This window comes from Streptomyces sp. MMCC 100, assembly GCF_041538145.2.
In the GTDB taxonomy this organism is placed as follows: Bacteria; Actinomycetota; Actinomycetes; order Streptomycetales; family Streptomycetaceae; genus Streptomyces.
The window spans coordinates 1,127,546-1,154,068 of the sequence record NZ_JBGORK020000001.1 but is presented as its reverse complement, the minus strand read 5'-3'; the positions used below and the strand labels follow the sequence as shown (position 1 = coordinate 1,154,068).

At 72.1% G+C, this 26,523-nt stretch carries 25 protein-coding genes; 13 read left to right on the top strand and 12 right to left on the bottom strand.

Features of this window, described 5'->3' with window-relative positions; genetic code table 11:
- Positions 1-100: 100 nt before the first annotated feature.
- From ABS735_RS05290 to ABS735_RS05280, 3 genes are all read right to left on the bottom strand, one after another.
- Positions 101-4,606, bottom strand: a complete 4,506-nt coding sequence (locus ABS735_RS05290) for a cation-translocating P-type ATPase (RefSeq protein WP_373901664.1) — start codon at positions 4,604-4,606, stop codon at positions 101-103.
- Between the two features lie 9 nt (positions 4,607-4,615).
- A complete protein-coding gene (locus tag ABS735_RS05285) occupies positions 4,616-5,404 on the bottom strand; it encodes a hypothetical protein (RefSeq protein WP_373901663.1) in 789 nt (262 codons plus the stop codon).
- Positions 5,405-5,506: 102 nt separating this feature from the next.
- Complete coding sequence (locus ABS735_RS05280; protein WP_373901662.1) at positions 5,507-6,454, bottom strand: MmyB family transcriptional regulator; 948 nt, start codon at positions 6,452-6,454, stop codon at positions 5,507-5,509.
- Positions 6,455-6,565: 111 nt separating this feature from the next.
- Here ABS735_RS05280 and ABS735_RS05275 point away from each other — a divergent pair, with 111 nt between their 5' ends.
- Positions 6,566-7,999 (top strand): MFS transporter, encoded by a 1,434-nt coding sequence (locus ABS735_RS05275; protein WP_373901661.1) that lies wholly within the window; start codon positions 6,566-6,568, stop codon positions 7,997-7,999.
- 108 nt (positions 8,000-8,107) lie between these two features.
- Positions 8,108-9,181, top strand: a complete 1,074-nt coding sequence (locus ABS735_RS05270; protein WP_373901660.1) for a chitinase — start codon at positions 8,108-8,110, stop codon at positions 9,179-9,181.
- Between the two features lie 127 nt (positions 9,182-9,308).
- Here the strand turns inward: ABS735_RS05270 and ABS735_RS05265 are convergent, their stop codons facing one another.
- Positions 9,309-10,691, bottom strand: coding sequence for a glycine--tRNA ligase (locus tag ABS735_RS05265; protein ID WP_373901659.1), 1,383 nt, complete (start codon positions 10,689-10,691; stop codon positions 9,309-9,311).
- Positions 10,692-10,851: 160 nt separating this feature from the next.
- Here ABS735_RS05265 and ABS735_RS05260 point away from each other — a divergent pair, with 160 nt between their 5' ends.
- The 4 genes from ABS735_RS05260 (at position 10,852) to ABS735_RS05245 (ending at position 14,056) form a co-directional block, all read left to right on the top strand.
- A complete protein-coding gene (locus ABS735_RS05260; RefSeq protein WP_373901658.1) occupies positions 10,852-11,841 on the top strand; it encodes a zinc ABC transporter substrate-binding protein in 990 nt (329 codons plus the stop codon).
- A 60-nt stretch (positions 11,842-11,901) separates the two neighbouring features.
- Positions 11,902-12,672, top strand: coding sequence for a metal ABC transporter ATP-binding protein (locus tag ABS735_RS05255; RefSeq protein WP_373901657.1), 771 nt, complete (start codon positions 11,902-11,904; stop codon positions 12,670-12,672).
- A complete protein-coding gene (locus ABS735_RS05250) occupies positions 12,672-13,574 on the top strand; it encodes a metal ABC transporter permease (protein WP_373901656.1) in 903 nt (300 codons plus the stop codon). Before ABS735_RS05255 ends, ABS735_RS05250 begins: the two co-directional genes overlap by 1 nt.
- A gap of 62 nt (positions 13,575-13,636) precedes the next feature.
- Positions 13,637-14,056, top strand: coding sequence for a Fur family transcriptional regulator (locus tag ABS735_RS05245; protein ID WP_007449657.1), 420 nt, complete (start codon positions 13,637-13,639; stop codon positions 14,054-14,056).
- Positions 14,057-14,114: 58 nt separating this feature from the next.
- Here ABS735_RS05245 and ABS735_RS05240 read toward each other — a convergent pair whose 3' ends face one another.
- The 4 genes from ABS735_RS05240 to ABS735_RS05225 are packed head-to-tail and all read right to left on the bottom strand — an operon-like array spanning position 14,115 to position 16,183.
- Positions 14,115-14,957 carry an isoprenyl transferase gene (locus ABS735_RS05240; protein WP_373901655.1) on the bottom strand — a complete coding sequence of 281 codons (843 nt, stop codon included), beginning with the start codon at positions 14,955-14,957 and terminating at the stop codon, positions 14,115-14,117.
- A 29-nt stretch (positions 14,958-14,986) separates the two neighbouring features.
- Positions 14,987-15,736 carry a DNA repair protein RecO gene (gene recO / locus ABS735_RS05235; RefSeq protein ID WP_373901654.1) on the bottom strand — a complete coding sequence of 250 codons (750 nt, stop codon included), beginning with the start codon at positions 15,734-15,736 and terminating at the stop codon, positions 14,987-14,989.
- A 22-nt stretch (positions 15,737-15,758) separates the two neighbouring features.
- The gene (locus tag ABS735_RS05230) at positions 15,759-15,980 is read right to left on the bottom strand and encodes a hypothetical protein (protein WP_373901653.1); all 222 of its coding nucleotides are present in this window, start codon (positions 15,978-15,980) and stop codon (positions 15,759-15,761) included.
- Positions 15,977-16,183 (bottom strand): hypothetical protein, encoded by a 207-nt coding sequence (locus ABS735_RS05225; protein ID WP_373901652.1) that lies wholly within the window; start codon positions 16,181-16,183, stop codon positions 15,977-15,979. Before ABS735_RS05225 ends, ABS735_RS05230 begins: the two co-directional genes overlap by 4 nt.
- Positions 16,184-16,298: 115 nt before the next feature.
- Here ABS735_RS05225 and ABS735_RS05220 point away from each other — a divergent pair, with 115 nt between their 5' ends.
- The 6 genes from ABS735_RS05220 (at position 16,299) to ABS735_RS05195 (ending at position 19,890) form a co-directional block, all read left to right on the top strand.
- A complete protein-coding gene (locus ABS735_RS05220) occupies positions 16,299-17,132 on the top strand; it encodes a helix-turn-helix domain-containing protein (protein ID WP_373901651.1) in 834 nt (277 codons plus the stop codon).
- Positions 17,114-17,347, top strand: coding sequence for a DUF397 domain-containing protein (locus tag ABS735_RS05215; RefSeq protein WP_373901650.1), 234 nt, complete (start codon positions 17,114-17,116; stop codon positions 17,345-17,347). Before ABS735_RS05220 ends, ABS735_RS05215 begins: the two co-directional genes overlap by 19 nt.
- Positions 17,348-18,003: 656 nt before the next feature.
- Positions 18,004-18,489 (top strand): cupin domain-containing protein, encoded by a 486-nt coding sequence (locus ABS735_RS05210; RefSeq protein ID WP_373900211.1) that lies wholly within the window; start codon positions 18,004-18,006, stop codon positions 18,487-18,489.
- Positions 18,489-18,821: an HAD family hydrolase gene (locus ABS735_RS05205; RefSeq protein ID WP_373900210.1), complete on the top strand. Its 333-nt coding sequence runs from the start codon at positions 18,489-18,491 to the stop codon at positions 18,819-18,821. Before ABS735_RS05210 ends, ABS735_RS05205 begins: the two co-directional genes overlap by 1 nt.
- Positions 18,818-19,156, top strand: coding sequence for an HAD family hydrolase (locus tag ABS735_RS05200; RefSeq protein ID WP_373900209.1), 339 nt, complete (start codon positions 18,818-18,820; stop codon positions 19,154-19,156). The genes ABS735_RS05205 and ABS735_RS05200 overlap by 4 nt, the downstream gene beginning before the upstream one ends.
- 191 nt (positions 19,157-19,347) lie before the next feature.
- Positions 19,348-19,890, top strand: coding sequence for a hypothetical protein (locus tag ABS735_RS05195; RefSeq protein WP_373900208.1), 543 nt, complete (start codon positions 19,348-19,350; stop codon positions 19,888-19,890).
- Between the two features lie 3 nt (positions 19,891-19,893).
- Here ABS735_RS05195 and ABS735_RS05190 read toward each other — a convergent pair whose 3' ends face one another.
- The 3 genes from ABS735_RS05190 to ABS735_RS05180 all read right to left on the bottom strand — a co-directional run bounded on the left by ABS735_RS05190 (position 19,894) and on the right by ABS735_RS05180 (position 23,976).
- A complete protein-coding gene (locus ABS735_RS05190; protein ID WP_373900207.1) occupies positions 19,894-20,574 on the bottom strand; it encodes a response regulator transcription factor in 681 nt (226 codons plus the stop codon).
- Positions 20,571-21,830 carry a sensor histidine kinase gene (locus ABS735_RS05185; RefSeq protein ID WP_373900206.1) on the bottom strand — a complete coding sequence of 420 codons (1,260 nt, stop codon included), beginning with the start codon at positions 21,828-21,830 and terminating at the stop codon, positions 20,571-20,573. The genes ABS735_RS05190 and ABS735_RS05185 overlap by 4 nt, the downstream gene beginning before the upstream one ends.
- A gap of 67 nt (positions 21,831-21,897) precedes the next feature.
- Positions 21,898-23,976, bottom strand: coding sequence for an MMPL family transporter (locus tag ABS735_RS05180; RefSeq protein ID WP_373900205.1), 2,079 nt, complete (start codon positions 23,974-23,976; stop codon positions 21,898-21,900).
- Between the two features lie 423 nt (positions 23,977-24,399).
- On the opposite strand from ABS735_RS05180, the gene ABS735_RS05175 reads away from it, so the two are divergent.
- Positions 24,400-25,497: a GNAT family N-acetyltransferase gene (locus ABS735_RS05175; RefSeq protein ID WP_373900204.1), complete on the top strand. Its 1,098-nt coding sequence runs from the start codon at positions 24,400-24,402 to the stop codon at positions 25,495-25,497.
- On the opposite strand, the gene ABS735_RS05170 is transcribed toward ABS735_RS05175, so the two are convergent.
- Positions 25,490-26,431: an FAD-dependent oxidoreductase gene (locus ABS735_RS05170; RefSeq protein ID WP_373900231.1), complete on the bottom strand. Its 942-nt coding sequence runs from the start codon at positions 26,429-26,431 to the stop codon at positions 25,490-25,492. The genes ABS735_RS05175 and ABS735_RS05170 overlap by 8 nt on opposite strands.
- Positions 26,432-26,523 lie beyond the last annotated feature (92 nt).

Sequence of the window (26,523 nt, the reverse complement as noted above, 5' to 3'; positions counted from 1 at the left end):
CCGCCTCGCGAACCCCTCGCTCAGGCCCGCCGCGGAGTCCGCGGTCCAGTCGGCGCCGGGCCGCTGCCGTCCGCGGGGACCGGGTACCTGCCGGACGGCGTCACCGCACCGCCTGCGGCAACCGCTCCGCCACCTTCGGCCAGTACTTCACGATCGCGTCCTCCACCCCCGGCAGGGCCCGCTGCCCCGCCAGCGCCAGCGCGATCGCCGCGGCCACCCCCGTCCAGGCGACCGGGCCGAGCGGGGTGCAGCCGAAGAGGCGGCTGACGCCCGGGGTCTGGACGAGGGCGACCAGGGCGGCGGCGGAGCCGAGGGACGTGACCTGGACCAGGCGGCTGTCGCGGCGGTCGGCGAGGGTCTGGGCGAGCTGGGTGCCGACGACCGCGCACAGGGCCATGGTCGTCGAGCGCCGCTCCGTACCCGGCGTGAAGCGGCCCAGCAGCCAGGCCGCGGTCGCCCCGAGTGCCGTGGTCAGGGCCCGGTGCCGGATCTGCCGGATCAGGGGCTCGCCGAGCACCGCCGTGCCGAGCGGAGCGCCCGCGTCGGCGGCCTCCTGCTCCGGGTCCCCCGTCTTCGTCACCGCGACGGCCATCGCGGGGAACAGGTCGGTGAAGAGGTTGACCAGCAGCATCTGGCGGGTGGACAGCGGGGCGGCGCCGCCCAGCACCGTGCCGAGGATGCCGAAGCCGACCTCGCCCGCGTTGCCGCCGATCAGGATGGCGATGGCGTCGGCGACGCTGTGCCACAGCGCCCTGCCCTCCCGCACCGCCTCCACCAGGACCAGCAGGTCGTCGCCCGTGACGACCAGGTCGGCGGCGTTGCGGGCGGCGGCCGAGCCGCGGGCGCTGATGCCGACGCCGATGTCGGCGGCCCGGATCGCGGCGGCGTCGTTGGCCCCGTCGCCGACCATGCCGACGACGCGTCCGGCGTCCCGCAGGGACTCGACGACCTGGAGCTTCTGCTCGGGCGCCACCCGGGCCACGACGTCCGCGTCGCGCAGCATCCGGGAGCGGGCGGTGCGGTCGGCGGCGGCGAGTTCGTCGCCGGTGACCACGACCGCGTCCTCGGGCCAGCCCAGGTCGACGGCGATGGCGTGGGCGGTCTGCGGATGGTCGCCGGTCAGCACCACGGGCCGTACACCCGCCTCGCGCAGCCCGCGCACCAGTGCCGGGGAGGTCTCGCGGGCCACGTCGGCCAGCGCGAGCAGCCCGGTGAACTCCAGCTTCGACGGCTGCTGTTCGAGGACGTCGGCCGCGTTCTCCCCCCGGCCCAGCGGCCGGCAGGCCACCGCGATGATGCGCAGCCCGCCACCGGCCAGGCGCTTGGCCACCTCGGTGGTGTGGGCGGGCAGGTCGGCGCAGGCGGGCAGCACCGTCTCCGGGGCGCCCTTGACCACCAGCACCGCGGGGCCGGAACCGCCCTCGCGTCCGACGGCGGCGGCGTAACCGCGGGACGTCTCGAAGGGCAGGCCCTCCTCCTGCGTCCACTCGGGATCGTCCCCGGCCGCGTCCAGGACGGCCTCGTCGGTGGCGTGGGTGGGGCGGGCACCGTCGCCGTTCAGCCGGGGGCAGGCGCGCGCGGCGACCCGTACGGCGTCGGCGGTCTCCGGGTCGCCCACCCGGCGGACCGTGCCGTCGGTGCCCGCGACCCGCGACAGCCGCAGCTTGTTCTCGGTGAGGGTGCCCGTCTTGTCGAAGCAGACGGTGTCCATCCGGCCGAGCGCCTCCAGCGTGCGCGGAGTGCGCACCAGGACGCCCCGGCGGCTCAGCCGGCGGGCGGCCGCGAGCTGGGCCACCGTCGCCACCAGCGGCAGCCCCTCGGGCACGGCGGCCACCGCCACCGACACGCCACCGGCGACGGCCTGCCGGATCGGCGCCCCGCGCAGCAGCGAGAGACCGGTCACCGCGGCCCCGCCCGCCAGGGTGAGCGGCAGCGCCTTGCGGGTCAGCTCCTGGAGCCTGGCCTGCACTCCGGCCGCCGACGGCGTACGGGCCGCCAGCGCCACCGCACGCGCCGCCTCGGTGTGCTCGCCGGTGTCGACGACGACGGCGCGGGCCCGCCCGGCCACCACGGTCGTGCCCTCGAAGACCATGCAGTACCGCTCCGCCACGGGGGCGCGGGGCGCCGGGTCCACGCACTTGTCCACCGGCAGCGACTCACCGGTCAGCGCGGACTCGTCCACCTCCAGCCCGTCCTCCCACAGCAGCCGGGCGTCGGCGGGCACCACGTCGTCCGCCTTCAGCTCGATCACGTGGCCGGGGTGCAGCTTGGCCGCGTCCACGATCCGCGGCTCGCCGTCCGTGGCCGGCTCCCCGGCGGCTTCCCAGGGCCCCTCCCCGTCCGGCACCTCGTCCCGGGCGGTCCCTGCTGTCCCGGCGGTCGGCGACATCCCCGCGGCCGGGACCGAGGCCGGCCCGCTCGCCCGCGCGGGGCTCTCCGCAAGGCGGGCCTTCTGCTTCTGCTCCGCCAGCAGCCCGGACAGCGCCCGCTCGGCGCGCAGCCGCTGGAAGCCGCCGACCAGCGCGTTCAGGTCGAGGGCGCCGACCACGAGCAGCGCGTCCACGACCGAGCCGAGGATCGCGGAGGCGGCCGAGCCGACCGCCAGTACCGGGGTGAGCGGATCGTCCAGCTCCCCGCGTACGGCGCGGGCCAGCTGCCACGACCAGCGGACCGGGGCCAGCACCGGCACCCGGCCCGCCCGGTCGGCGGCCGCCCGCAGCCGGGCGGTGGCCTGCTCCACGACGGTCGGCTCGGGTTCGCGCTCCCGCTCCAGCCGCTCCCGTACGTCGTCCGGGTCCAGCGCGTGCCAGGCCACCCGTGGCCGGGGGTGCGGGGCACGGGCCATCGCCACCCCGATCGCGGCCCGGGTCCCGGACAGCAGGGCCACCGCCGCGCTCGCGTCCACCGGCGCGTGCCGCATCCCCAGCAGCGACGACACGCCGCCCCGGCTCCTGCCGCGCGCCTCTCCGACCGCCACCAGCAGTCCGGACAGCGCGGCCCCGGACCGGGCCAGCGTCTGCGACCGGCTCCCGATCCCACGGGCCGCCGGCACCGCCCGCAGCACCCGCCACACGTCGGCGAGGCCCTGCGGCGCGAGCACGTCCGCGCCCCAGGCCACCGGGCAGTCCGCGTCGGCCAGCGCGACGGCCACGTCCCCGGCGAGCAGTCCGGCCGACACGGTCCCGTCGTCGCCGGGCAGCGGCCGTACGACGGTGATGACGCCGCCCTCGGCGCGCAGTTCGCTCACCACGTCCGCGAGCGGGCGCCGGGCGGAGACGACCTGGTCGGCGAGGCCGGTGAAGTCGGCCAGCGCCGGATCCTCGACCATGACCACGCGCAGTCCCGCGCGCCGCGCCGCGTCCAGCACGTCCTCGGTCCACGGGTCCGCGCCCGCGTCCGGCGCCCGCAGCGCGCTGGGGTGCAGCACGACCGTGCGGGCCATCTCCAGCTGCCGCAGCCGCCCGGGGTCGCGCACGAGCACACCGGTACGGGACAGCGCGGCGCTCAGTACGGCGTGGAAGGCGGCGGGACCGTAGCGCGCGGCCTTGGGCGACCCGGCGAGCACCGCCTCCGCCGCCTCGGTCATGTCGTGCTTGACCAGCAGGGTCGCGGCGGCGCCCGCCACACTGCCCGCCGAGGCGTGGGCGGCGTAGTCCTGGGCCGGTGAGGTGCGCGGCGGCGGGCGCAGGGCACCCGCGGCGGGCAGGCTGCCCCGGCCGGGGACGCACAACTGGTCGTGCACGATCTCGAAGGCGGCCCCCCGCGCCACCGCGTCCGTCAACTGGCAGACGCGCAGCGCCCCGTCGAGCACCAGCGAGGTGGGGCTCTGCCCGGCGCCGTGGACGGCGGCGTTGGCGGCGGCGAGGGCCACGTCCATGCGGTGGTCGCCGAGCCGCTCGCGCAGCCAGGCGCGGAACGTCGGGTTCTCGCGCAGCAGCGTCGCGACGGCGGTGACCAGGCGGGGCGAGGCCGGCAGCCTCAGGCGCGCACCGGTCACGGCGGCGGCGATGCCCAGCACGTCGGCCCCGAGCGCGGTCGCCGCGACGCGCACCGCGGCCGGGTCGCCTGGGTGGTCCGGCTCGTCCACCAGGTCTGCGGGGCCGCCCTGGTCCGCCGGGCCGCCCTGGTCCCCGGGGTCGGCCTGGTCCGCCCGGGTGAGTCCGTGGCGTTCGGCGAGTTCGGCGGCGCGGTCCACGACGCGGTCGGTGAGCGTGTCCTCGGTCGCGGTCACCACCAGTCTGGCCAGACCGGTGTCCCAGTAGGCGAGCAGCACGTCCGGGTGCTCGGCCAGGGCCGCCGCCACCCGCCGCGCCACGCGCTCCGTACCGCCCGCCCGGCGCACCTCGTCCGTCGCGGCCGGCCGCAGCGCGAGGTGCGCCCGCGGTCCGGCCCGCCAGTCCCGCGACCCGCCGGGCAGCGCCGCGCGGGCCACCCGTGCCGCCCGCGCCGCGAAGTCGGCGCCGCGCACACCGGCCCGTGCGGTGCCCGCCGCCGCACCGGCCGCGGCGCCCACGGCGGGCGCGGTGCCGCGCGCGAGCAGCCGGGGCCCGGCCAGTACGAACCCCGTCACGGCGTCCTGGGAACGCGTCAGCAGTCCGCCGACCATCACACTCCCTCAGCCGGACTTACGGGTGCGCGACGCGGCGGCCGTCTTGCGGCCGCGGCTCCCACCCGTGGTGGAGGGCCGGCTCGAGGACGCCTTGTTCCCCGACTGGCTCTTGCTCCGCGTGGGGGACGCGGTCTTCTTCGCGGTCGACTTCTTGGCGGCGGACTTCTTGGCGGCGGCGGACTTGGCGGTCGTCGACTTGGCGGCGGTGGACCTGGCGGCTGCGGACTTGGCGGTCGTGGACTTGGCGGCCGTGGACCTGGCGGCGGTCTTCTTGGCGCCGGTGGTCCTCTTCGCCGCAGCCGTCTTCGCCTCACTGCTGCCCGTACCGCCGGTGCTGCCTGCGCTGCCTGCGCTGCCTGCGCCGCCGGTGCTGCTCGTACGGCCCGCCCCGGCCGTCTTCGTCGCGGCCGCCCTGGCGGTGGTCTTCCTGGCCGGCGTCCGGGCGGGCTGCGTACCGGCGGCACCCTGGGCCCCTGCCCCCGCCTCCTCGCCGCCCTTCGCCGCGTTCCCGTTCCCGCCCTGCCGGTCCTGCCCGTTCCGCCCACGCGGCTGCGTCAGCCAGGCCACCGCCGCACCGGTGACCGCCACCGGCCACTCCACCAGTCCGGCGACACCCAGCACACCGGCGCCCGTGTAGACGAGCACGCGACGCCCGCGTGGCGACACCGCCCCGATCCTGTCCAGCGCGCCCTCGGCCGCCCTGCCCACCGTCCCGGCACCCGGCACCTTCCGCACCGCCGAAGCGGCCGCGTGCAACGGCCGCGGGAGTGTCCGCGCCGACTTCTGCTCAGCCATGACTGTTCGTCCTCGCCCTGTCCGTGCTGTGGGAACCCAGGGCAGTGGAAACCCTGGGAACATCACCTTCCGCATTTCCCCGGGTTCCCGCACTTCGGGCGCTCATCCCGACGGAGTCGGCTCCCGCTCCAGGGCGATCGCGTGCAGCTTCTCCAGCCGCTCCCGGGAAACCTCGTCGGCCGGTGCGTACGTCACCATCCGGGGCCCGGGTTCCGGTCCGAGCCACAGGTCGGTGTGGTCGACGCGGATGCGGCCGACGTGCCGGTTGAGGAACTCCTTGCGCTTGCCGCGGTGCGCGACGACCTCGTGCCGCTCCCAGGCCTCGCGGAAGTCGGGCGACTGGGTGCGCAGCCGCTTGAGCAGCATCTTCCAGGCGGGCTCGGCGAGATGACCGGCCATCGTGGCGCGGAACCGGGCCGCCATCAGCCGCTGGGTCTCCTCCAGATGGACGATGGAGGACCGCCAGTCCTCGTGGGTGAAGGAGAGGATCATGCAGTTGCGGTCCTCGGGCGGCACCGCCTCCAGGTCGCACAGCAGCAGCCCGTACGTCCGGTTGTGGGCGAGGATGTCGTACCGGCTGTTCTGCACACAGGCGGGGTAGGGCTCGAACTGCTCCAGCAGGGCGCGCACCGCCGGTGTGATGGCCGGGCAGACCGTCGCGGGCGTCGGGTCGACGGCCCCCGCCAGCTGGAAGAGGTGGGCGCGCTCGGTCGGGTCGAGCAGCAGCGCGCGGGCGAGGGCGTCGAGGACCTGTACGGAGACCTGGATGTCCCGGGCCTGCTCCAGCCACGTGTACCAGGTGACGCCGACCGCCGAGAGCTGGGCGACCTCCTCGCGCCGCAGCCCCGGGGTCCGGCGCCGACGACCGCGGGGCAGTCCGACCTGCTCGGGGGCGATGCGTTCGCGGCGGCTGCGCAGGAAGGCGGCGAGTTCGTGCCGCCGGATCTCCGAGCCGGTCTCCCGGGGCGCGGGCTGCGCGGCCGCCTCCCGGACCCGAGCCTGTTCCTGAGCCCCTTCCCGGGCCTGAACCTGAGCCGTCATCGTGGTCATGCCTCCAGCATGCCGCGCCCGCGCGCCGCACGGACCCTGTTGCCGGGTACTCCCGCTACCAGGACAAAGAGACTCTGGTACCACCTTGAAGACGGTCGCAGGCTCGACCACGTGACCGAAACCATCACTTCACGTCCCGTCCGTACGGGCGCCCCGGAGGGGCCACCCGCGCTGAGCGGCATCGGACTCTTCACGGTGCTGCTGGCCGCGGCGCTCCCGCTCGTCGACTTCTTCATCGTCAACGTCGCCCTGCCCACCATCGGCGCGGACCTGTCCGCGAGCGAGGCGGTCCTGGAACTCGTCGTCGCCGGATACGGGGTGGCGTACGCCGTCCTGCTCGTCCTCGGCGGCCGGCTCGGCGACCTGTTCGGCCGGCGCCGCCTGTTCCTGGGCGGCATGGCGGCCTTCGGGCTGACCTCGCTGGCCTGCGGTCTCGCCCCCGACGCCTGGTCCCTGGTGGCGGCGCGGGTGGCGCAGGGCGCCTCGGCCGCCGCGATGCTGCCGCAGGTGCTGGCGACCATCCAGGCGACCACGGCCGGTCCCCGGCGCGCGAAGGCCATGGGCCTGTACGGGGCGACGGCCGGCCTGTCCATGGTCGCCGGCCAGATCCTGGGCGGCGTACTCGTGGCCGCCGACATCGCGGGCACCGGCTGGCGTTCCGTCTTCCTGGTCAACGTGCCGGTCGTCCTCGTGGGCCTGTTCCTGGCCGGCCGCGCGGTCCCGGAGACCCGCTCCGCGCGGCCCGAGCCGGTGGACGTCCCCGGCACCTTCCTGCTGGCCGCCTCGATCCTGACCCTGCTGGTCCCGCTCACCGAGGGCCGGGCCGCGGGCTGGCCGCTGTGGACGTGGCTGTCGCTGGCGGCGTTCCCGTTCGCGGTGGCGGCGTTCTACGCGGTGGAGCGCCGGGCGGACCGCGCGGGCCGTACTCCGCTGGTCCCGCCGAGCCTGTTCGCGATCGTCTCGCTGCGCCGCGGCCTGCTGCTGATCGTGCCGTTCTCGATCGGCTTCAGCGGCTTCATGTTCGTCATCGCGGTGGCGTTGCAGCAGGGTGCGGGCCTGGGCCCGGTGGCCGCGGGCCTGTCCCTCGCCCCGCTCGCGGTGGTGTTCTTCCTCTTCTCCGTCGCCGGCCCCCGGCTGGTCGCCCGCTACGGCACCCGTGTCGTGCCCACCGGCGCCGCCCTCCAGGGGCTGGGACTGGCCCTGATGACGCTGGCCGCGTGGCGCTCCTGGCCCGACCTCGGTCTGGTCGAACTGCTGCCGGGCGCGGCGGTGGCCGGTGCGGGCCAGGCGCTCCAACTCCCCGTCGTCTTCCGGGTCGTCCTGTCGGAGGTACCGGCCGAGCGCGCGGGCGTGGGCGGCGGCGTCATGATCACCACCCAGCAGTCGTCCCTGGCCCTGGGGGTGGCCACCCTGGGCAGCCTGTTCCTGTCGCTGATCCCGGGCATGGGCATGCGGGACGCCCTGGTGACGACGCTGCTGGTCCAGTTGGCGGCGGTGGCACTGACCGGCCTGCTGAGCCTGCGCCTGCCGCGGACGATCGACTGACCGCACCCGCTTCTTGGTCCAGACCTCTTGACGAAAGGTCTGGACCACAGCACTGTCATGCCTACGACATACGAACTCCCTCACCGAACCCCCACCGGGAGGCCCGGCATGATCCGCCGCACGTTCCGTCTACTGGCCGCAGCACTGGCGGCCACCGTTCTGGTCCCCCTGGGTGTCGCCACGGCGTCCGCCGCCCCCACGAACGCGGCCGCCGACACCTGCGCCGTGAAGTCGAAGCCCGCCGGCAAGGTCCTCCAGGGCTACTGGGAGAACTGGGACGGCGCCGCCAACGGCGTCCACCCGCCCTTCGGCTGGACCCCGATCACCGACTCCCGCATCGCCGCGCACGGCTACAACGTCCTCAACGCGGCCTTCCCGGTGATCCTCTCCGACGGGACGGCGCTGTGGGAGGACGGCATGGACGCGGGCGTGAAGGTGGCCACGCCCGCCGAGATGTGCGCGGCCAAGGCGTCCGGGCAGACGCTCCTGCTCTCCATCGGCGGCGCGACCGCCGGCATCGACCTCAACTCGACGGCGGTCGCGGACCGTTTCGTCGACACGATCGTGCCGATCCTTCAGGAGTACAACTTCGACGGCATCGACATCGACATCGAGACCGGCCTGACCGGCAGCGGCAACATCAACCAGCTCTCCACGTCCCAGGCCAACCTGATCCGCATCATCGACGGTGTACTGGCCCGCATGCCCGCCGGCTTCGGCCTCACGATGGCCCCGGAGACGGCGTACGTCACCGGCGGCAGTGTCGTCTACGGCTCGATCTGGGGCGCGTACCTGCCGATCATCAAGAAGTACGCGGACAACGGCCGCCTGTGGTGGCTGAACATGCAGTACTACAACGGCAGCATGTACGGCTGTTCCGGCGACTCCTACTCGGCCGGCACGGTGCAGGGCTTCACCGCGCAGACCGACTGCCTGGACAAGGGCCTGGTCATCCAGGGCACGACGATCCGGGTGCCCTACGACAAGCAGGTCCCGGGCCTGCCCGCCCAGCCCGGCGCGGGCGGCGGCCACATGTCACCGTCCCTGGTCTCCCAGGCCTGGAACCACTACAACGGCTCCCTCAAGGGCCTGATGACCTGGTCCCTCAACTGGGACGGCTCGAAGAACTGGACCTTCGGCGACAACGTGAAGGTCCTGCAGGGCCGCCGAGCCGGGGGCTGAACCTGGAATCCAGGCCCCCGAAAACCCGAAACGCCCACCCCTCACCCGACCGACTCGGGTGGCGGGTGGGCACAGGCCCGGGGGCCCAGGGGGCGAAGCCCCCTGGCACCTCAACCGGAACGGACGTTCAGCAGCCGACGAGCCTGGAGGCGAGGTACCCCTCGATCTGGTCCAGCGACACGCGTTCCTGCTTCATCGTGTCCCGCTCCCGCACGGTCACCGCGTTGTCGTCCAGCGTGTCGAAGTCCACCGTCACACAGAACGGCGTCCCGATCTCGTCCTGGCGCCGGTACCGGCGCCCGATCGCACCGGCGTCGTCGAACTCGATGTTCCAGTGCTGCCGCAGCGCCTGCGCCAGCCCCTTCGCCTTCGGCGACAGGTCCGGGTTGCGGGACAGCGGCAGCACGGCGACCTTCACCGGGGACAGCCGCGGGTCGAGGCGCAGCACGGTGCGCTTCTCCAGCTTGCCCTTGGCGTTCGGGGCCTCGTCCTCGATGTACGCGTCGAGCAGGAAGGCGAGCATCGCCCGGCCGACACCGGCCGCCGGCTCGATGACGTACGGCGTCCAGCGTTCCTGGGCCTCCTGGTCGTAGTAGGAGAGGTCCTGGCCGGAGGCCTTGGCGTGCGAGGAGAGGTCGTAGTCGGTCCGGTTGGCGACACCCTCCAGCTCGCCCCACTCACTGCCGCCGAACTGGAAGCGGTACTCGATGTCGGCGGTGCGCTTGGAGTAGTGGGAGAGCTTCTCGGCCGGGTGCTCGTACCAGCGCATGTTCTCCTCGCGGAGGCCAAGGCCCGTGTACCAGTTCCAGCGCTGCTCCATCCAGTACTCCTGCCACTTCTCGTCCTCGCCCGGCTTGACGAAGAACTCCATCTCCATCTGCTCGAACTCGCGGGTGCGGAAGATGAAGTTGCCGGGCGTGATCTCGTTGCGGAAGGACTTGCCCATCTGGGCGATGCCGAACGGCGGCTTGCGGCGCGAAGTGGTCTGCACCTGGGCGAAGTTGGTGAAGATGCCCTGGGCGGTCTCGGGCCGCAGGTAGGCGACGGAGCCGCTGTCCTGCGTCGGGCCGAGGTGGGTGGAGAGCAGGCCGGAGAACTGCTTGGGCTCGGTGAAGGTGCCCTTGTTGCCACAGTTGGGGCAGTTGAGGTCGGCGAGCCCGTTCTCCGGGGCCTTGCCCTTCTTCTCCTCGTACGCCTCCTCCAGGTGGTCCGCGCGGAACCGCTTGTGGCAGGAGGTGCACTCGGTCAGCGGGTCCGTGAAGGTGGCGACGTGACCGGAGGCGACCCAGACCTCGGGGGCCAGGATCACGGAGGAGTCGAGACCGACGACGTCCTCGCGCGAGGTGACCATGTAGCGCCACCACTGGCGCTTGAGGTTCTCCTTGAGCTCGACACCCAGCGGACCGTAGTCCCAGGCGGCGCGCTGACCGCCGTAGATCTCACTGCAGGGGAATACGAAGCCACGGCGCTTGCTCAGGCTGACGATGGTGTCGATCTTGTCGGCGGCCACGGTGCTCTCTTCATTACGACGACGGGCGACGAAGCGAGATGCTTCCAGAGAATGCTTCAGGTTACCGGCGCGGGTCACCCCTCGGCCAAATCGGGGCCTCCCATCTGCGGAGTCGACCGCTTGTTGACAACGGTTTCCATATTTGTTGAAAATGAGTGTCATGAACGTACGACGACGCCGCATATCCGGCATAGCAGTCACCGCGGCCACCGCGCTCGGCCTCGGGACCCTCTCCGCCTGCTCCAGCGACAGCTCGGCGGCGGGTACCGCGGGCAATACCGACAAGTTCGACGTCGTCGCGTCGTTCTACCCGATGGAGTACCTCGCCGAGCAGATCGGCGGGGACCACGTGAACGTCACCACGCTCACCGAGCCCGGCCAGGAGCCGCACGACCTGGAGCTGAGCGCCAAGCAGACCGCCCAGATGGGTGAGGCGGACGCGGTGCTCCACCTCAAGTCCCTCCAGCCCGCCGTGGACGAGGCGATCGCCCAGTCCGACGTGAAGACCAAGATCGACGCGGCCACGCTGACGAAGCTCGAGGACCACGGGAACGTCGAGCACGACCACGGCGGCGAGGAGCACGCGGACGAGCACGCCGAGGAGGAGCACTCCGAGGGCGGGGAGCACGCCCTCGACCCGCACGTCTGGCTGGACCCGGTGAAGTACGCCGAGATCGCCCAGGGCGTCGCCCAGGCCTTCGAGAAGGCCGACCCGGACCACGCCGACGACTACCGCAAGAACGCCGAGGCGCTGGCGAAGAAGCTGGGCGGCCTGGACACGGCGTTCAAGAACGGCCTGGCGAAGACCGACAGCAAGGTCTTCTTCACCAACCACGCCGCCTTCGGCTACCTCGCCGAGCGCTACGGCCTCACCCAGGAAGCCATCAACGGCCTCGACCCGGAGAGCGAGCCCAGCCCCGCCCGGATCAAGGAGCTCCAGGAGGAGGCCAAGGCCGACGGCGTGACCACCGTCTTCTACGAGACACTGGTGTCCGACAAGACCGCGAAGACCCTCGCCAAGGACGCGGGCCTGAAGACGGACGTCCTCGATCCGCTGGAGGGCATCACCGACAAGTCCAAGGGCGAGGACTACGTCGGCGTCATGGAGTCCAACCTCAAGGCACTCGAAACCGCCCTCGGCGCCAAGTAAGCAGCTGGGCCGGCGGCCCGACCAGGCAGCTCGACCCGTTCGATCGTTACGGAGGACATCGTGAGCGACGAGTCCGTCATATCCCTGCGCGGCGTCCGCGCCGAGCTGGGCTCACGCCCCGTCCTGCGCGGCATCGACCTCACCGTGCGGCGCGGCCAGGTGGTCGCGCTGCTCGGCGCCAACGGCTCGGGCAAGTCCACGGCCGTGCGCACGATCATCGGCCAGGTACCGGTGACGGCCGGCGAGATCGAGCTGTTCGGCACCCCGCGGCGCCGCTTCCGCGACTGGGCGCGCGTGGGCTACGTCCCGCAGCGCACCACGGCCGCGGGCGGCGTCCCCGCCACGGTGACCGAGGTCGTCTCCTCGGGCCGGCTCTCCCGGGCCCGCTTCGGCGTCCTGCGCAAGGCCGACCACGAGGCCGTACGCCGCGCCCTCGACCTGGTCGGCATGGCGGACCGCGCCAAGGACTCGGTGAACGCCCTCTCCGGCGGCCAGCACCAGCGCGTGCTGATCGCCCGCGCGCTCGCCGCCGAACCCGAACTGCTGATCATGGACGAGCCGATGGCGGGCGTCGACCTGGCCAGCCAGGAGGTGCTGGCGGCGACCCTGCGGAAGCAGGTCGCGGCCGGCACCACCGTCCTCCTCGTCCTGCACGAGCTGGGCCCCCTGGAGCCGCTGATCGACCGGGCCGTGGTGCTCCGCGACGGCTGCGTCCTGCACGACGGCCCGCCGCCCGAGGCGGTCGGCCAGCACGCGCTGCCCGGCCACGACCACGTCCACCCGCACGCACCCGCGGGCACCGAACCGATCCGTACGGGACTGCTGAGCTGATGGAAATCCTGAACTACGCCTTCATGCAGCGGGCGCTGCTCGCCGCCGTCCTGGTCGGCATCACCGCCCCGGCCATCGGCATCTACCTGGTCCAGCGCCGCCAGGCCCTCATGGGCGACGGCATCGGCCACGTGGCGATGACCGGCGTCGGCCTCGGCTTCCTGCTCTCCTGGTCCCCGGTGTGGATGGCGACCCTCGTCTCCGTCCTCGGCGCGGTCCTCATGGAGCTGATCCGCTGGTACGGCAAGACCCGCGGCGACATCGCCCTCGCCATGCTCTTCTACGGCGGCATGGCGGGCGGCGTGATGTTCATCAATCTCGCGCCCGGCGGCTCCAACGCCAACCTCACCTCGTACCTCTTCGGCTCCCTGTCGACGGTCTCCGAGTCCGACGTCACCGCGATCTGCCTGCTGGCCGCCTTCGTGGTCCTCGTCACGGTCGGCCTGCGCCGCCAGCTGTTCGCCGTCAGCCAGGACGAGGAGTTCGCCCGGGTCACCGGCCTGCCGGTGCGCGCCCTGAATCTGCTGACGGCCGTCACGGCGGCGGTCACGGTGACGGTCGCGATGCGCGTCGTCGGGCTGCTGCTGGTGTCGGCGCTGATGGTGGTCCCGGTGGCCGCCGCGCAGCAGCTCACCCGCAGCTTCGCCGCCACCTTCGCGATCGCCGTCGCGCTCGGCGTGAGCGTGACGATCGGCGGCACCGTCACGTCGTACTACCAGGACGTGCCGCCCGGCGCGACGATCGTGCTGCTCACCATCGGCGCGTTCATCGTGCTGAGCGTGCTGGCCGCCCCGCTGGCCAGGCGACGCGCGCGGGCACTCGCCGCCGCGCAGCCCGCCGCGGATCCGGCGGAGTGCAAGATTCCGGCCACCAGGGGGGCCGCCGACGAGGTCGGCGTCTGACCGCGGGCGTACCGGGCTGGCACAATGGCCCGGCAAGCCGCGAAGACGTGAGGAGGAATCCAGTGACCACCGCTGGACCGCCCGTGAAGGGCCGCGCCACCCGGCAGCGGGCTGCCGTGTCGGCCGCCCTCCAGGAGGTCGAGGAGTTCCGCAGCGCGCAGGAGCTCCACGACATGCTCAAGCACAAGGGCGACGCGGTCGGGCTCACCACCGTCTACCGCACCCTGCAGTCCCTCGCCGACGCCGGCGAGGTCGACGTCCTGCGCACCGCCGAGGGCGAGTCCGTCTACCGTCGCTGCTCCACCGGCGACCATCACCACCACCTGGTCTGCCGCGCCTGCGGCAAGGCCGTCGAGGTGGAGGGCCCCGCGGTGGAGAAGTGGGCCGAGGCCATCGCCGCGGAGCACGGCTACGTCAACGTCGCGCACACCGTGGAGATCTTCGGCACGTGCGCCGACTGCGCGGGTGCCTCCGGCGGCTGAGCCGCTGGGGCCGGGGCTGCGCCCCGGCCCCGCTGTTTCGGCCTGAACGGCCTCGTCCTCAAGCGCCGGACGGGCTGATTTTGCCCTCCATGGCCAGAAGCTCCTCGTTGGGGATGGCCCCGCCGAACCGCCGGTCGCGGGAGGCGAACTCCAGGCACGCGCGCCACAGGTCGCGCCGGTCGAAGTCCGGCCACAGGACGTCCTGGAAGACCATCTCGGCGTACGCGCTCTGCCAGATCAGGTAGTTCGACGTCCGCTGCTCCCCGCTCGGCCGCAGGAACACGTCCACGTCCGGCATGTCCGGGTAGTACAGGTACTTCGCGAGCGTCTTCTCGTTCACCTTCGACGGATCGAGCTTCCCGGCCCGCACGTCCTCGGCGAGGGCCTGCGCCGCGTCGGCGATCTCGGCACGCCCGCCGTAGTTCATGCAGAAGTACAGCGTGAGCCGGTCGTTGTCCTTGGTCTGCTCCTGCGCGACCTGGAGCTCCTTGGCCACCGACTTCCACAGCCTGGGCATCCGCCCCGCCCAGCGCACCCGCACCCCGAGCCCGTCGAGGGTGTCGCGGGACTTGCGGATGAAGTCGCGGTTGAAGTTCATCAGGAAGCGCACCTCCTCCGGCGAGCGCTTCCAGTTCTCGGTGGAGAAGGCGTACAGGGAGATGTTCCCGACACCCATCTCGATCGCGCCCTGCAGGACGTCCATGACCTGCTCGGCACCGACCTTGTGCCCCTCGGTGCGCGGCAGCCCGCGCTCCTTGGCCCAGCGGCCGTTGCCGTCCATGACGATCGCCACATGCTCCGGGACCAGATCACCGAGCTTCGGCGGACGCGCGCCGGACGGGTGCGGCTCCGGCGTCCTGTACTCCCGGCGCTGCCGCCCCAGGATCCCGCGTACGGCCATGTGTCTCTCGTCTCCTCGTACTGTTCTTTCTAGGACTTCTCGACGTACCGCAGGGAGCGCAGGCCGCGCTCCAGGTGCCAGTGCAGGTACGCGGACACCAGCCCGCTCCCCTCCCGGACGTACCGCGGCTCGCACGCGTCCGCCGTCCCCCAGTCCCCCGCGAGCAGCGCCCCGAGCAGTTCCAGGGCCTGCGGCGAGGGTACGACGCTGCCGGGCACCCGGCAGTCGACGCAGACGGAGCCGCCCGAGCCGACCGAGAAGAACCGGTTCGGACCGGGCATGCCGCACTTCGCGCAGTCCCCGAAGGTCGGGGCGTACCCGTTGACGGCCAGCGAGCGCAGCAGGAACGCGTCGAGCACCAGGTTCGGCGCGTGTTCACCCCGGGCGAGGGTTCTGAGCGCGCCGACGAGCAGCAGGTACTGCTGCACCGCCGGCTCACCCTCGTGGTCGGTGAACCGTTCGGCCGTCTCCAGCATGGCGGTCCCCGCGGTGTACCGCGCGTAGTCGGTGACGATCCCGCCACCGTACGGGGCGATCGTCTCGCTCTGGGTGCACAGCGGCAGCCCGCGTCCGACCAGCTCGCTGCCCTTCGAGAAGAACTGCACGTCCACATGCGAGAACGGCTCCAGCCGCGCCCCGAACTTCGACTTCGTGCGCCGCACCCCGCGCGCCACGGCGCGTACGCGGCCGTGACCGCGCGTGAGCATGGTGATGATCCGGTCCGCCTCACCCAGCTTCTGGGTGCGCAGCACGATGCCGTCGTCGCGGAACAGACTCATGCCGCCCATTCTCGCGCATGCTTCAAGGCACCTCGCCACGGCTTCGGGCGTTGGTGTACGCCATCGCCGCGCTGAGCCGCTCGGACGCGGTGGCGTGGCGTACGTCACCCGGTTCGGCGTCCCACTCCCGTCCTCCGCCGTACGGCCGCAGCTGCACGTACGGACCCTCGTGGCCCATGACGATCCCGACCCGTCCACTGCGGGTGTCCACGGCGCAGACCCCGACGGGCGGCGTCGTCGTCATCGCAGTACCGCCGCGAGGCGCTGCGCGGTCTCGACGGAACACCGGCCCAATTCGACGAGCGGGCAGGGCGCCTCCCGCACGAGACTCACCGGGTCGAGCCCGAGTGAGGGCAGAGTAATTCCTGCCTCCGCGAGCGCCGCGCGCAATTCTTTCACCGTGTCCTCCGCTCCTTCGACGCAGAGCGCCGAGTGTCGTGCTTCCACCGCGTTCCCTTCCCTTTACGTTTTCACTCTTCGTGTCCCCAGAATGCCGCGACGTGCCTACACTCGGCAGGAGTACGTGCACTACAAGTGCGGGTCAGCGCATGGGGGGTTGGTTATGGCCAATGGTTCACGGCAGGCCGCGTGGGAGTTCTTCGGGACGGAACTGAAACGACGGCGGGAGGACGCCGGAATCACCCAAGTAGAGCTGGGGGCACGGGTTTTCGTCTCGGGTGGCTACATCGGCCAGTTCGAACAGGCAATTCGGAAACCACAGCTGGATGTGGCGCAGAGGATTGACGAGGCGTTACAAACCGACGGTATTTTCGAGCGACTGTGCCGGAAGCTGATTGATGATCCGCGGTATGCGAGTTACTTCGCCAAGGTGGCGGAACTGGAGGGGCTGGCGACAACGATCTGCGAGTTCGCTCCGGCGCTGGTACCGGGACTGCTGCAGACCGCGGACTACGCGCGAGCGGTCACACTCGCCATGAACCCCTTCGCGCCGGACGAGTACATCGAGGAGAAGGTGTCCGGCCGCATCGATCGGGCAAAAATCCTCGCAGACGCTACACGGCCCGTGTATTGGGTGGTGCTGCACGAGAGCGTGCTGCAAATCCCCGTCGGCGGTCCGTTGGCCATGGCCGAGCAACTGGAGCACGTCGCCGCGCTGGCACGGGCGCGTACGGTGCTGGTGCAGGTGCTGCCGCTGGCGGCTGGAGCGCACCCGGCCATGACGGGATCGCTGAAGCTCATGGATTTCGAGGACGCTCCCCCAACGGCCTATACAGAAGCCGTGTATTCGGGGACCCTGCTGGACGATCCGCCCGTGGTGCAGCGTATCCGCTCGGCATACGATCTGATCAGGGCCGCTGCGCTGTCACCTGAGGCGTCCCTGTCCAGGATCAAGTCGGCGGTGGAGGACCACAGACGATGCGCGAGTACGAGCTGAGCCACGCACGCTGGCGCAAGAGCAGTTACAGCGACGGCAACGGCGGCGACTGCGTCGAGGTCGCCCACGGCGTCCCGGGGGTCATACCCGTCCGGGACAGCAAGGTGGACGGCGGCCCAGTGATCGTCGTCGGGCCGGCGGCCTGGACGGAGTTCGTACGCACCGTGGGGGCCACTCGCTTCCTTGCCAGTGTCGTGCCTCCACGACCCGAGTAAAGGGCGCTGCGCGTCGGCTCCGCCGATGGCCCTGCGGGCCACCCTTGACCCGGCTCGCTCCAGCACGAGGGAGAAGCGAGCGAGCGGCCCGGAAAGGCGGGTGGCCGAGGCCCGCCGGTCCCTCGGGCCGGCCACCCAGTCCCCGGCACGAGGGAACGCGTCAGCACCTCGCACGCACGCCGGGCCGCCTCAGCGTCCGACGGCCGGTGGGTGGTTCCGTCTCGGCACGAAAGCCCTCGGGCGGGACCCCTCTCAAAAACCGAGGACAAAAACGCGATTTTGTCCTCGGTTTTTCGAAGGGGTCCCCCACCCACCGGGCGGCAGACGCCGAGCCCACCCGGCGTGCCGGCGAGGCGCCGACGCGCCCCTCACGCCGGGTGACCGGGCAACCCGCCCAAGGGACCGGCCCACCCGGGACACCCACCCTCCCCCGGCCGCCCGCACGCTTCTCACCCGTGCTGGAGCGAGCCGGGTCAAGGGTGACCCGAAGGGTCATCGCCGAAGGCGACGCGCAGCGACAGCGGAGCGCCCTTGACGCGGATCGCGGAAGCACGACACTGACCAAGAAGCGGGCGGCCCCACGGCCACTCCTCCAACACGCGCCGCCTCCGGCCAGCCAGAGTTGCCCCAGCGAGTCACGATGGAGGAGGCACACCATGTCGTACCCGGAGCCGCGCTATCTCGGTGAGAAGGGCGAGATCAACGCCGTGTTCAGGCCGGCCGGCACCCCGCCGGACATCGTCTCCCCCGGCGGCACGACCACCCACTACCTCGCGAGCCACGCCTCCACCGGGGGTGAGTTCGGGCTGTACAAGGTGGACATGGGGCCCAAGGCGCCCGGTGCGAAGACGCACTTCCACCGGGGCATCTCCGAGTCCTTCTACGTCCTGTCGGGAGAGGTGGAGCTCTACAACGGCGAGCGCTGGGTCACCGGCCGCGCAGGCGACTTCCTGTACGTCCCGGTCGGCGGGCTGCACGCCTTCAAGAACGACAGCGACGACCCGTTGTCCATGCTGATGCTCTTCTCGCCGGGCGCCCCGCGCGAGGAGTACTTCGAGCGCGTCGCCGAGTTCGCGCAGCGTGGCGGCGAGGAACTGCGGGAGTTCCAGGTTCGGCACGACAGCTTCTTCGTCGAAGACTGATGGTCGAGTACAACCTGGCCGACGCCCCGCGGCGCACCGTCTCCGCCGTGCTCTTCGACGTCGACGGAGTCCTGCTGGACTCGGCGGCCGCTCCCCGCAGGGTGTGGGACTCCTGGGCGCTGTCCCGTGGCCTGGATGCCGAGAAGGTGTGGCGGCTCACCTTCGGTCGGCGCCCGGAGGACACCGTGCGGGACGCCGCCGCCCACCTGGACCCGACGCTGGAAAGACAGGCGCTCGACGAGCTGTTGGCCAGTGAGAGGGACGGCATCCTGCCGGTCGACGGAGCCGCGGAGCTGCTGCGGGCCCTGCCCGGGAGTGCCTGGGCGACGTGACCTCCGGCGACCGGGCCTTCGTCGAGGCCCGTTTCGCGGCGACCGGGCTCCCCCTGCCCGCCGTACGGGTCTACGGCAGCGACGTCGAGCACGCGAAGCCCGCCCCGGACTGCTTCGCGCTGGCCGCGGCCCGGCTCGGCGTGGACCCGTCGGCGTGCGTGGTCGTGGAGGACGCACCGGCGGGCATACGTGCCGCGGTGGCGGCCGGGTGCACCGCGATCGGCCTGACGACGACCCACGCGGCGACGGCACTCGGCCAGGCCCACATGTGCGCGGCGTCCCTCGGGGAGGTGCACGAACTTCTCATCGCGCGGGGGCTCTTGGGTGGCTCGTGACCTACTGCCAGGGACGGCGCCGGCCTGCCGTCCACCGCCGTCCGGTCCTTGAGCGGAGATCTGGGGACCGTTGTTCAGTCCTGCGAACCGGGTGCCTGAACAACCCGTCGGGCGCTTGAGTCGTGGATGCAACCACCCTGGCCGCCCTGTGGCCGGGGCCTCACGCCACGGCCGCACCGAGACGGGACCCCATGATCACGCACCGATGTGCCATCGCCCTGTCCGCAGCTGTCACGACGATCCTGACACTGTCCGCCTGCGGCGGCGGTGACGGGAAAACGGCCGACGAGCGGAAACCGGCCCGGGCGTCTTCCTCCACCCCTTCGGACTCGGGGCAGCCGTCGGGAGCCGACCCTTCCGACGACCCCAGGACCCCGGCGGAGATGATGCCGATCTACAAGATCGCCTACGGCGTGAGCGGGTCCCCGATGTGCAGCCGCGTCGCCTGGGACGACGCCGGGTGCGGAGAGGACCTCACTGCGGCCGGGGAGCTCGCCGACGCCATGGCCGAGAAGATCGAGCGGGACTTCCCCGGCGGTGAGTACACCGACGCCGAGAAGTCCGCAGGCCAGGTGGTGAAGGCGGTGAACACCATCCGCAAGCTCGGCTGCTACCGGATGGGTTCCACGCCACCCAAGACCGACTCGGCCAAACTCCGGGAGCTGTGCCCCTCGCTCAGCACTGTCGCATCCCTGAGCTGGCTCAACTTCGAAAGCAACGTGAGCTCCTTCTAGCGTCTACTGCCGCTGACCACCCGTTCCCGGCGCCACCAGGCCAGACTCGTAGGCCACGATCACCAGTTGCGCCCGGTCCCTCGCCCCCAGCTTGCCCATGATGCGGCTGACGTGGGTCTTCGCGGTGAGCGGGCTCAGGCCCAGGGCGTCGGCGATCTCCGTGTTGTTGAGGCCCCGGGCCACCAGGGTGAGGACCTGGCGTTCTCGGTCCGAAAGGCAGTCGGGGCCCGATCCGGCCGTCTGCAGGGCCGAGGGGCTGCGCAGGAAGCGCTCGATCAGGCGGGCCGTCGGGCCGGGTGAGAGGAGGGCGTCGCCCGCCGTCACCGTGCGGATGGCGTCCAGGAGTTCGGCCGGCCTGGTGTCCTTGACCAGGAACCCGGAGGCGCCCGCGCGCAGCGCCTCCACGATGTTCTCGTCAGTGTCGTATGTGGTGAGGACCAGCACCTTCACACCCGCCAGGTCATCGTCGGCCGCGATCAGCCGGGTCGCCTCGATGCCGTCCAGGTCGGGCATGCGCACGTCCATGACGACGAGGTCGGCGCGTTCGGCGCGGGCCAGTTCCACGGCCTCGCGGCCGGTGGCGGCCTCGCCGACGACCTCCATGTCGGGGGCCGACGCCACGAGCAGGGCGAACGCCGCGCGGACGAGATTCTGGTCGTCCGCCAGCAGTACGCGTATCGTCATCCGGCTCTCTCCGAGGTCAGGGTTGTCCGGGGCGTGGCGGGGGTCGGCAGTACGGCCGTCACCTGGAAGCCGTCGGCGCCCTCTCGCGGTCCGGCGTCGAGTGTGCCACCCACGCTGCGGGCCCGCTCCCGCATGCCGACGAGGCCGAAGCCGGGGGTGCCCGCCGGGTCGGGGCCGGTGCCGTCGTCGGTGACGGCCAGGCGCAGGGTGCCGGGCTCGGCGTGCACCTCGACGCGGACGGACGGTTTCGGCCCCGCGTGGCGTACGACGTTGGTCAGCGCCTCCTGTGTGATGCGGTAGACGGCGGCGCCGACCGCCGGCGGGACGTCGGCAGCCCGGACCGACAGGTCGACGTGGGCTCCGGCGACGCGGGCGCTCTCCGCCAGGTCGGGCAGCCCGCCCAGGCCGGGCAGCGGGCCGCGGGCGTCGGGGACGCCCGCGGTGTCCTGTGCCCGCAGGACCTCCAAGGTGGTGCGCAGTTCGCCGCGTGCGGTGCGGCAGGTCTCGGCGATGTCGTCGAGGGCCTTCGCGACGGCCGTCCGGTCCAGGCGATCGGGGTCGGCGGTCAGGACGTGCGCGGCGACCGAGGTCTGCACGCCGATGAGGGTGATGCTGTGCGCGAGCAGGTCGTGCAGGTCGCGGGCGACGCGCAGGCGTTCCTCGGCGACGCGGCGCCGGGCCTCCTCCTCGCGGGTGCGCTCGGCGCGTTCGGCGCGCTCCACGATGGAGGCGACGTACTGACGGTAGTAGCGGATGTCGATGCCGCAGAAGAGGATGGCGATCACCCAGCCGGAGATGCGGAGCAGTTCGAGGGCCTGGTGGGTGTTGACGGTGAGCATGATGCTCACGGACACCGTGAGGACCGCGATGCCGGCCACGATCGTGCGCAGGGGGCGGCCGGTGACGGCCAGGGTGTACAGGGCCACGTAGGAGGCGGGGCTCACCGCGGTGTGGTTGTTGTCCATCGCGTGGTACGGCGCGACCAGGACGACCAGCGCCGCGAGCGCCAGCAGCGGGCGGCGTCGCCGCCACACGATCGGGACGTGGGCTGCGACCAGCAGCGTCCAGCCGAGGGCGTCCGGGCGCTGGGCCTCGTGGGTGAGGAGCGCCAGGCAGACGGCGACGACGAGGAAAACCGCGGCGAGCACGGCGTCGTTGCGGGTGCCGTGCGGGGCGGTGCGCGGGTCGCGGTTGATGGCGGCGATGATCCGCTCGCCGACGCGGGGGCGGGACGCTGCCTCGGTGGTTGCCTGCACGCGTCCATACTCCGCGACCCGCGCGCCCCACCGGGAGGGGAGGGGCGCGCTCCGGTCGTCGGGCACCTCAGACACCGACGGGTTCCCGCACGTCGTCCGGCGAGGACGGTCCGGGCTCCCGGGACAGCCGGCCCGGCCACCACACCCGGCGGCGCAGGGCGACGCTCGCGCTGGTGACCAGGTAGGTGCGGACGAGGAAGGTGTCGAGCAGGACACCGACCGCGATGACGAACCCCAGCTCGACCAGTTGCACCATGGGCATGCTGGTGAGCACGGCGAAGGTTGCCGCGAGGACCAGCCCGGCGGAGGCGATGACGCCGCCGGTGGTGCGCAGCGCGGAGAGCGCCGCCTGGGTGGGTCCGGCGCCCCGCAGGGCCTCCTCGCGCATCCGGTGCATCAGGAAGATGCCGTAGTCGACGCCGAGGGCGACCAGGAAGACGAAGGAGAGCAGGCCGAGCCCGGGGTCGGTGCCCTCGAAGCCGAAGAGGGGCTCGAAGACGAGTCCGGCGATGCCGAGGGCCGCGCCCCACACGGCGACGACGGCGGCTACCAGGATCAGCGGCGCGACCAGCGAGCGCAGCAGCACCGTGAGGATCAGCAGCACCGACAGCAGCACGATCGGTACGACGATGACGGTGTCCCGGGCGTTGGTGTCCTCCAGGTCGATCTGCTGGGCGCTGGGGCCGCCGACGTAGGAGCCGTCGAGCTTGTCGCGCAGGTCCTCGATGGTGGCGGTCTCGGCGGCCGACTGGGGCGGGGTGGAGGCCAGTACGGTCAGCTCGGTCCAGCCGCCGCCGCTGCGGCCGGCCTCGGCGCTCTCGACGCCCTCGGTGGCGCGGATCTCGGCGAGCGCGGTGCCGGCGCGGTCGGTGGGGCTGATGACGCTGATCGGCTGGGTGCCGGACTCCGGGAAGGCGTCGGCCAGGGTCTCCATGGCGGCGATCGCGTCGGGGCGGGTGGTGAAGGAGTCCTCCTGCTTGATGCTGCCGGGCAGGGCGAACGTGCCGAGCGCGAGCGCGCCCAGCAGGACGGCGCCGCCCACCAGGACGGTGCGGGGCCGGCGTTCGGCGGAGCTGCCCATCGCGGCGAACAGCGACCTGCGGGCCTTGGGGGTGCTGCCGTAGCGGGGCACGAGCGGCCAGAAGACGCGGCGGCCGAGCAGGACCAGCAGCGCGGGCAGCAGGGTCAGCATGGCGGCCAGCGCGCACAGCACGCCGACGGTGCCCAGCGGGCCCATGCCCCGGCTGGAGTTGAGGTCGGCGGCGAGCAGGCACAGCAGTCCGGCGGCGACGGTGCCCGAGGAGGCGAGCACGGCGGGGCCGCAGCCGCGCAGGGCGGCGAGCATGGCGTCGTACGGCCGCTCGACGCGGCGCAGTTCCTCGCGGTAGCGGGAGACCAGCAGCAGCGCGTAGTCGGTGCCGACGCCGAAGACGAGGATGGTCATGATGCCGCTGCTCTGGCCGGAAACGGCGGTGCCGAACCACTGGTTGAGGCCGTAGGCGACGCCCATGGAGAGGTAGTCGGCGAGTCCTGCGACGGCGAGCGGGACGAGCCACAGGAAGGGGCTGCGGTAGATGAGGATCAGCAGGAGGGCGACCACTGCCGCGGTGGTGTAGAGCAGGGGGCCGTCGAGGGAGTTGTAGACCTCGGCGGAGTCGGTGGCGAGCGCGCCCGCACCGCCGACCTGGACGCTGAGCCCGTCGCCGCCCCGGGCGACGTCCCGTACGTCGTTGACGAGTGCGTCGCGCGCCTTCTCGTCCGTGCCGGGCTCGGTGGAGGCGACCGGGTACATGAGGGTGGTGCCGTCCTTGGACGGGATGCCCGCCGGGCGGCCGGTGAGTTCGTGTGCGCCGGCGATCTCGGCGACCTGCTCGGCGGCGGTGGCCCGGTCGGCGGCGGTCAGTCCTGCGTCGCGGTGGTAGACGAGGACCATCTCGGTGGCCTCGCCGCCCGGCAGCCGTTCCTGGATCTCGGCGACCTGGGTCGAGTCGGCGCTCGCCGGCAGGTAGTCGACGGCCCGGTCCCGCTGCACGTCCCCGAGCTTCGCCGCGAACGGCGAGGCGATCGCCAGCACGGCGACCCACAGCCCGATCACCAGCCAGGGCACGGCCCGCCGCCGCCCCCCGCCTGTCGTTGTGGCCCCCATCTGACGGGCCTCCCTCCGGTGAATGTCTGGATCACCCTCCAGACTTCCGCCACCCGCACACCGACGCGTCGGGCGTGAGACCGACCCTGCGGCTACTGCCCGGGGTGACGTGGGGCGTTCGTTACTCCCCCGGGAGTACGGCGGGCGGTCGGGCCCGGTCGGCCATCCGCTCAGTCAGGGAGCCGGTTCCACCTACCGGTGGTCGACGCTGCTCCCTGGTCTCCGTGGCTGAAGGGACCCTCGCAGACCCGTGTCGATCGGTAACATGCGGGGCCTGGGACCTCGAGCTGACCGGAACGGACGAACATGCCTGCATGGTCCACCAGGAAAGCCGACCCTTCCGACAGGGCCCGACTGCACTCTCTGCTCATCGACTCGTGTGCCGCGGCGGCCATCCCTTCCTCGGACTGCCTGGACACCGCCGTGGCCCGCGGCCTGGTGCGAGTCGCGGAAATCGACGGCGCGTTGACGGGGTGTCTCGTGGCCGAGGCACCGTCACAGGGGCATGTGCGCCTGTCCGTGATAGCGGTTCGCCCGACGTCGCGCCGGCGGGGCATCGCCGCCCGACTGCTGACCGACGCCGTGAAGGAACTCTCCCACCAGCAGTCCGAACCACCGCTCATATCCGTTTTGGCCGACCCGCGGGACACGGCACTGTCGCGGCTCTTCCTCTCGTGCGGCTTCCTGGGCACCCGGCTCATGCGCACCGGCGGTCCGGAGGAAGAAATACGCATTCACTACCAGCACAAGCCACGTATCGCGTATGTGGACCCGGATGCGCGGCATCTCGTGCCGGTGGAGGACAGGGAGCAACTCGCCGAGTCTTTGGCCCCGTCCGACCACGCGGTGACGGCGCTGGTGCCCCTGGGCGACGGATCGGCGTTCGAAGTGGCCAGATTCGAGCAGGACGACCCGGCCACGCTTCAGTCCGGGGAGGCAGCGGCGGGCATCGCGTTCGCGGGATCCATTCTCGCCGCCATCACCTTCCTCCTCGGCTTCGCCTTCTCATCAACCCGCTTCCCTGATGACGTACGCCTGCTCCTCATCGGGGCGACGTTCAGCACGGTGCTCTCCCTGATCGTGTACGCGAGTGCTTCCGGCGAGCTCGCCCGCATCCGCTCCAACTCGTTCGGCAAGGTCATGAAGTGGGGCAACGTGCTGTCCGAGTACGGTGGCGTACTCCCCTTCCTGATCTCTCTTCCCGTGACCTACGCACAGGCCAGCGGGAACCTCTGGACAACGATGGTTCTGGCCGTCGCGCTCAGTGCCGCCATCGCCTGGTACGAACGGTCCGAGTTCTCCATCGCCCGCCGCTTCCGACGGAGCCTGGGTGAACAGGCGTTGATGGTGCTCACCGCGGCTTCACCGGCAGTCGGCGCCGGCCTGGTGGCCGCCGATGCCACAAGCTGGCCGTGGACCACCGCTCTGGTCCTCACCCTTTCGGCACGCACATGGCTGTACCTCTTCCGCAGGGGGGCCGAGGCCGACATCGCGGAGCGTCGGCAGTGGCGCATCAGTTAGTCACGCGGCTGCCCTGCACCCGTTCCACCACTTCTTGCGCACAGCCCCAGGAGAGGGTCACTCCGGCCCCGCCGTGGCCGTAGTTGTGCACCAGCAGCGCGTCCTTGTGCCGCTCCTCCGTCAGCCGGACGCGCTTGCGCACCGGTCTCAGGCCCACGCGGTGTTCGAGGATGCGGGCTCCGGCGAGGGACGGTTCCACGGCAACGCACCGATGGACGATCTGATCGGCGGCCCTGTCGTCGGGCGTCACGTCCCAGTCGTCCCGGTCCGACGTTCCGCCGAGCACCACGGTTTCGGAGTGCGGGTAGACGTAGGTGAGTTCGTCTGCTCCCGGAGTGTCGTCGCAGAAGAACGACTCGATGCCGGGGTTCTCCACCACGACGAGTTGACCGCGCACCGCCTCGACCTCGGGGTCTCCCGCCAGAGCTCGCGCTCCGGAACCGGAGCAGTTGACGACCACGGGTGCCTCACGCATCGCCTCCGCCACCGTCTCGTAGCGATGACGGCGGAACGATCCTCCCGCCTGAGCGAATCGCCGGGCGAGGTAACCCAGGTAACGAGGCATGTCGACGACAGGAGCACGGTATCGCCATCCGGTGACGAAGCCGTGCCTGAGTTCTTCCGGCGTGCACTGACGCGCCCCCACGGCGCTGCCCCATGCGGGCAGGGGGCAAGGTGTCCTGGACTCCTGGGTCCCTTCCACCATACGGATGCCCGTGTCCTTGTCGGAGCTCAGGGCGGTGAGTTCCGACAGAGTCGTCCGGGCCCAGCGCTCCACCAGGTCCCGGGGCTCGGCGAGGTACGGATCCCACATCGCGCCGGCGGCCGCCGAGGTTGTCTCACCGGGGGCGAGGTCGGCGTCCACCCTCACCTTCATTCCCGACTCCGCGAGACACACCGCTGTCGTCAGGCCTGCGACTCCGGCACCGATCACCACCGCGTTGGCCGACACTGCTCGCCTCCGTCATGAGCGCAGTCGAAACCGGCCGGGTCGGAACCGGTTCCCTGGTCGTCGAGGCTAACCGA

Excerpts from the sequence above, each read along its gene's own strand:
- recO (WP_373901654.1), bottom strand. The coding sequence starts at position 15,736 with ATGAGTCTGTTCCGCGACGACGGCATCGTGCTGCGCACCCAGAAGCTG.
- ABS735_RS05290 (WP_373901664.1), bottom strand. The coding sequence starts at position 4,606 with ATGGTCGGCGGACTGCTGACGCGTTCCCAGGACGCCGTGACGGGGTTC.
- ABS735_RS05270 (WP_373901660.1), top strand. The coding sequence starts at position 8,108 with ATGATCCGCCGCACGTTCCGTCTACTGGCCGCAGCACTGGCGGCCACC.
- ABS735_RS05240 (WP_373901655.1), bottom strand. The coding sequence starts at position 14,957 with ATGGCCGTACGCGGGATCCTGGGGCGGCAGCGCCGGGAGTACAGGACG.
- ABS735_RS05260 (WP_373901658.1), top strand. The coding sequence starts at position 10,852 with ATGAACGTACGACGACGCCGCATATCCGGCATAGCAGTCACCGCGGCC.
- ABS735_RS05205 (WP_373900210.1), top strand. The coding sequence starts at position 18,489 with ATGGTCGAGTACAACCTGGCCGACGCCCCGCGGCGCACCGTCTCCGCC.
- ABS735_RS05195 (WP_373900208.1), top strand. The coding sequence starts at position 19,348 with ATGATCACGCACCGATGTGCCATCGCCCTGTCCGCAGCTGTCACGACG.
- ABS735_RS05180 (WP_373900205.1), bottom strand. The coding sequence starts at position 23,976 with ATGGGGGCCACAACGACAGGCGGGGGGCGGCGGCGGGCCGTGCCCTGG.
- ABS735_RS05190 (WP_373900207.1), bottom strand. The coding sequence starts at position 20,574 with ATGACGATACGCGTACTGCTGGCGGACGACCAGAATCTCGTCCGCGCG.
- ABS735_RS05210 (WP_373900211.1), top strand. The coding sequence starts at position 18,004 with ATGTCGTACCCGGAGCCGCGCTATCTCGGTGAGAAGGGCGAGATCAAC.
- ABS735_RS05220 (WP_373901651.1), top strand. The coding sequence starts at position 16,299 with ATGGCCAATGGTTCACGGCAGGCCGCGTGGGAGTTCTTCGGGACGGAA.
- ABS735_RS05280 (WP_373901662.1), bottom strand. The coding sequence starts at position 6,454 with ATGACCACGATGACGGCTCAGGTTCAGGCCCGGGAAGGGGCTCAGGAA.
- ABS735_RS05215 (WP_373901650.1), top strand. The coding sequence starts at position 17,114 with ATGCGCGAGTACGAGCTGAGCCACGCACGCTGGCGCAAGAGCAGTTAC.
- ABS735_RS05230 (WP_373901653.1), bottom strand. The coding sequence starts at position 15,980 with ATGACGACGACGCCGCCCGTCGGGGTCTGCGCCGTGGACACCCGCAGT.
- ABS735_RS05250 (WP_373901656.1), top strand. The coding sequence starts at position 12,672 with ATGGAAATCCTGAACTACGCCTTCATGCAGCGGGCGCTGCTCGCCGCC.
- ABS735_RS05285 (WP_373901663.1), bottom strand. The coding sequence starts at position 5,404 with ATGGCTGAGCAGAAGTCGGCGCGGACACTCCCGCGGCCGTTGCACGCG.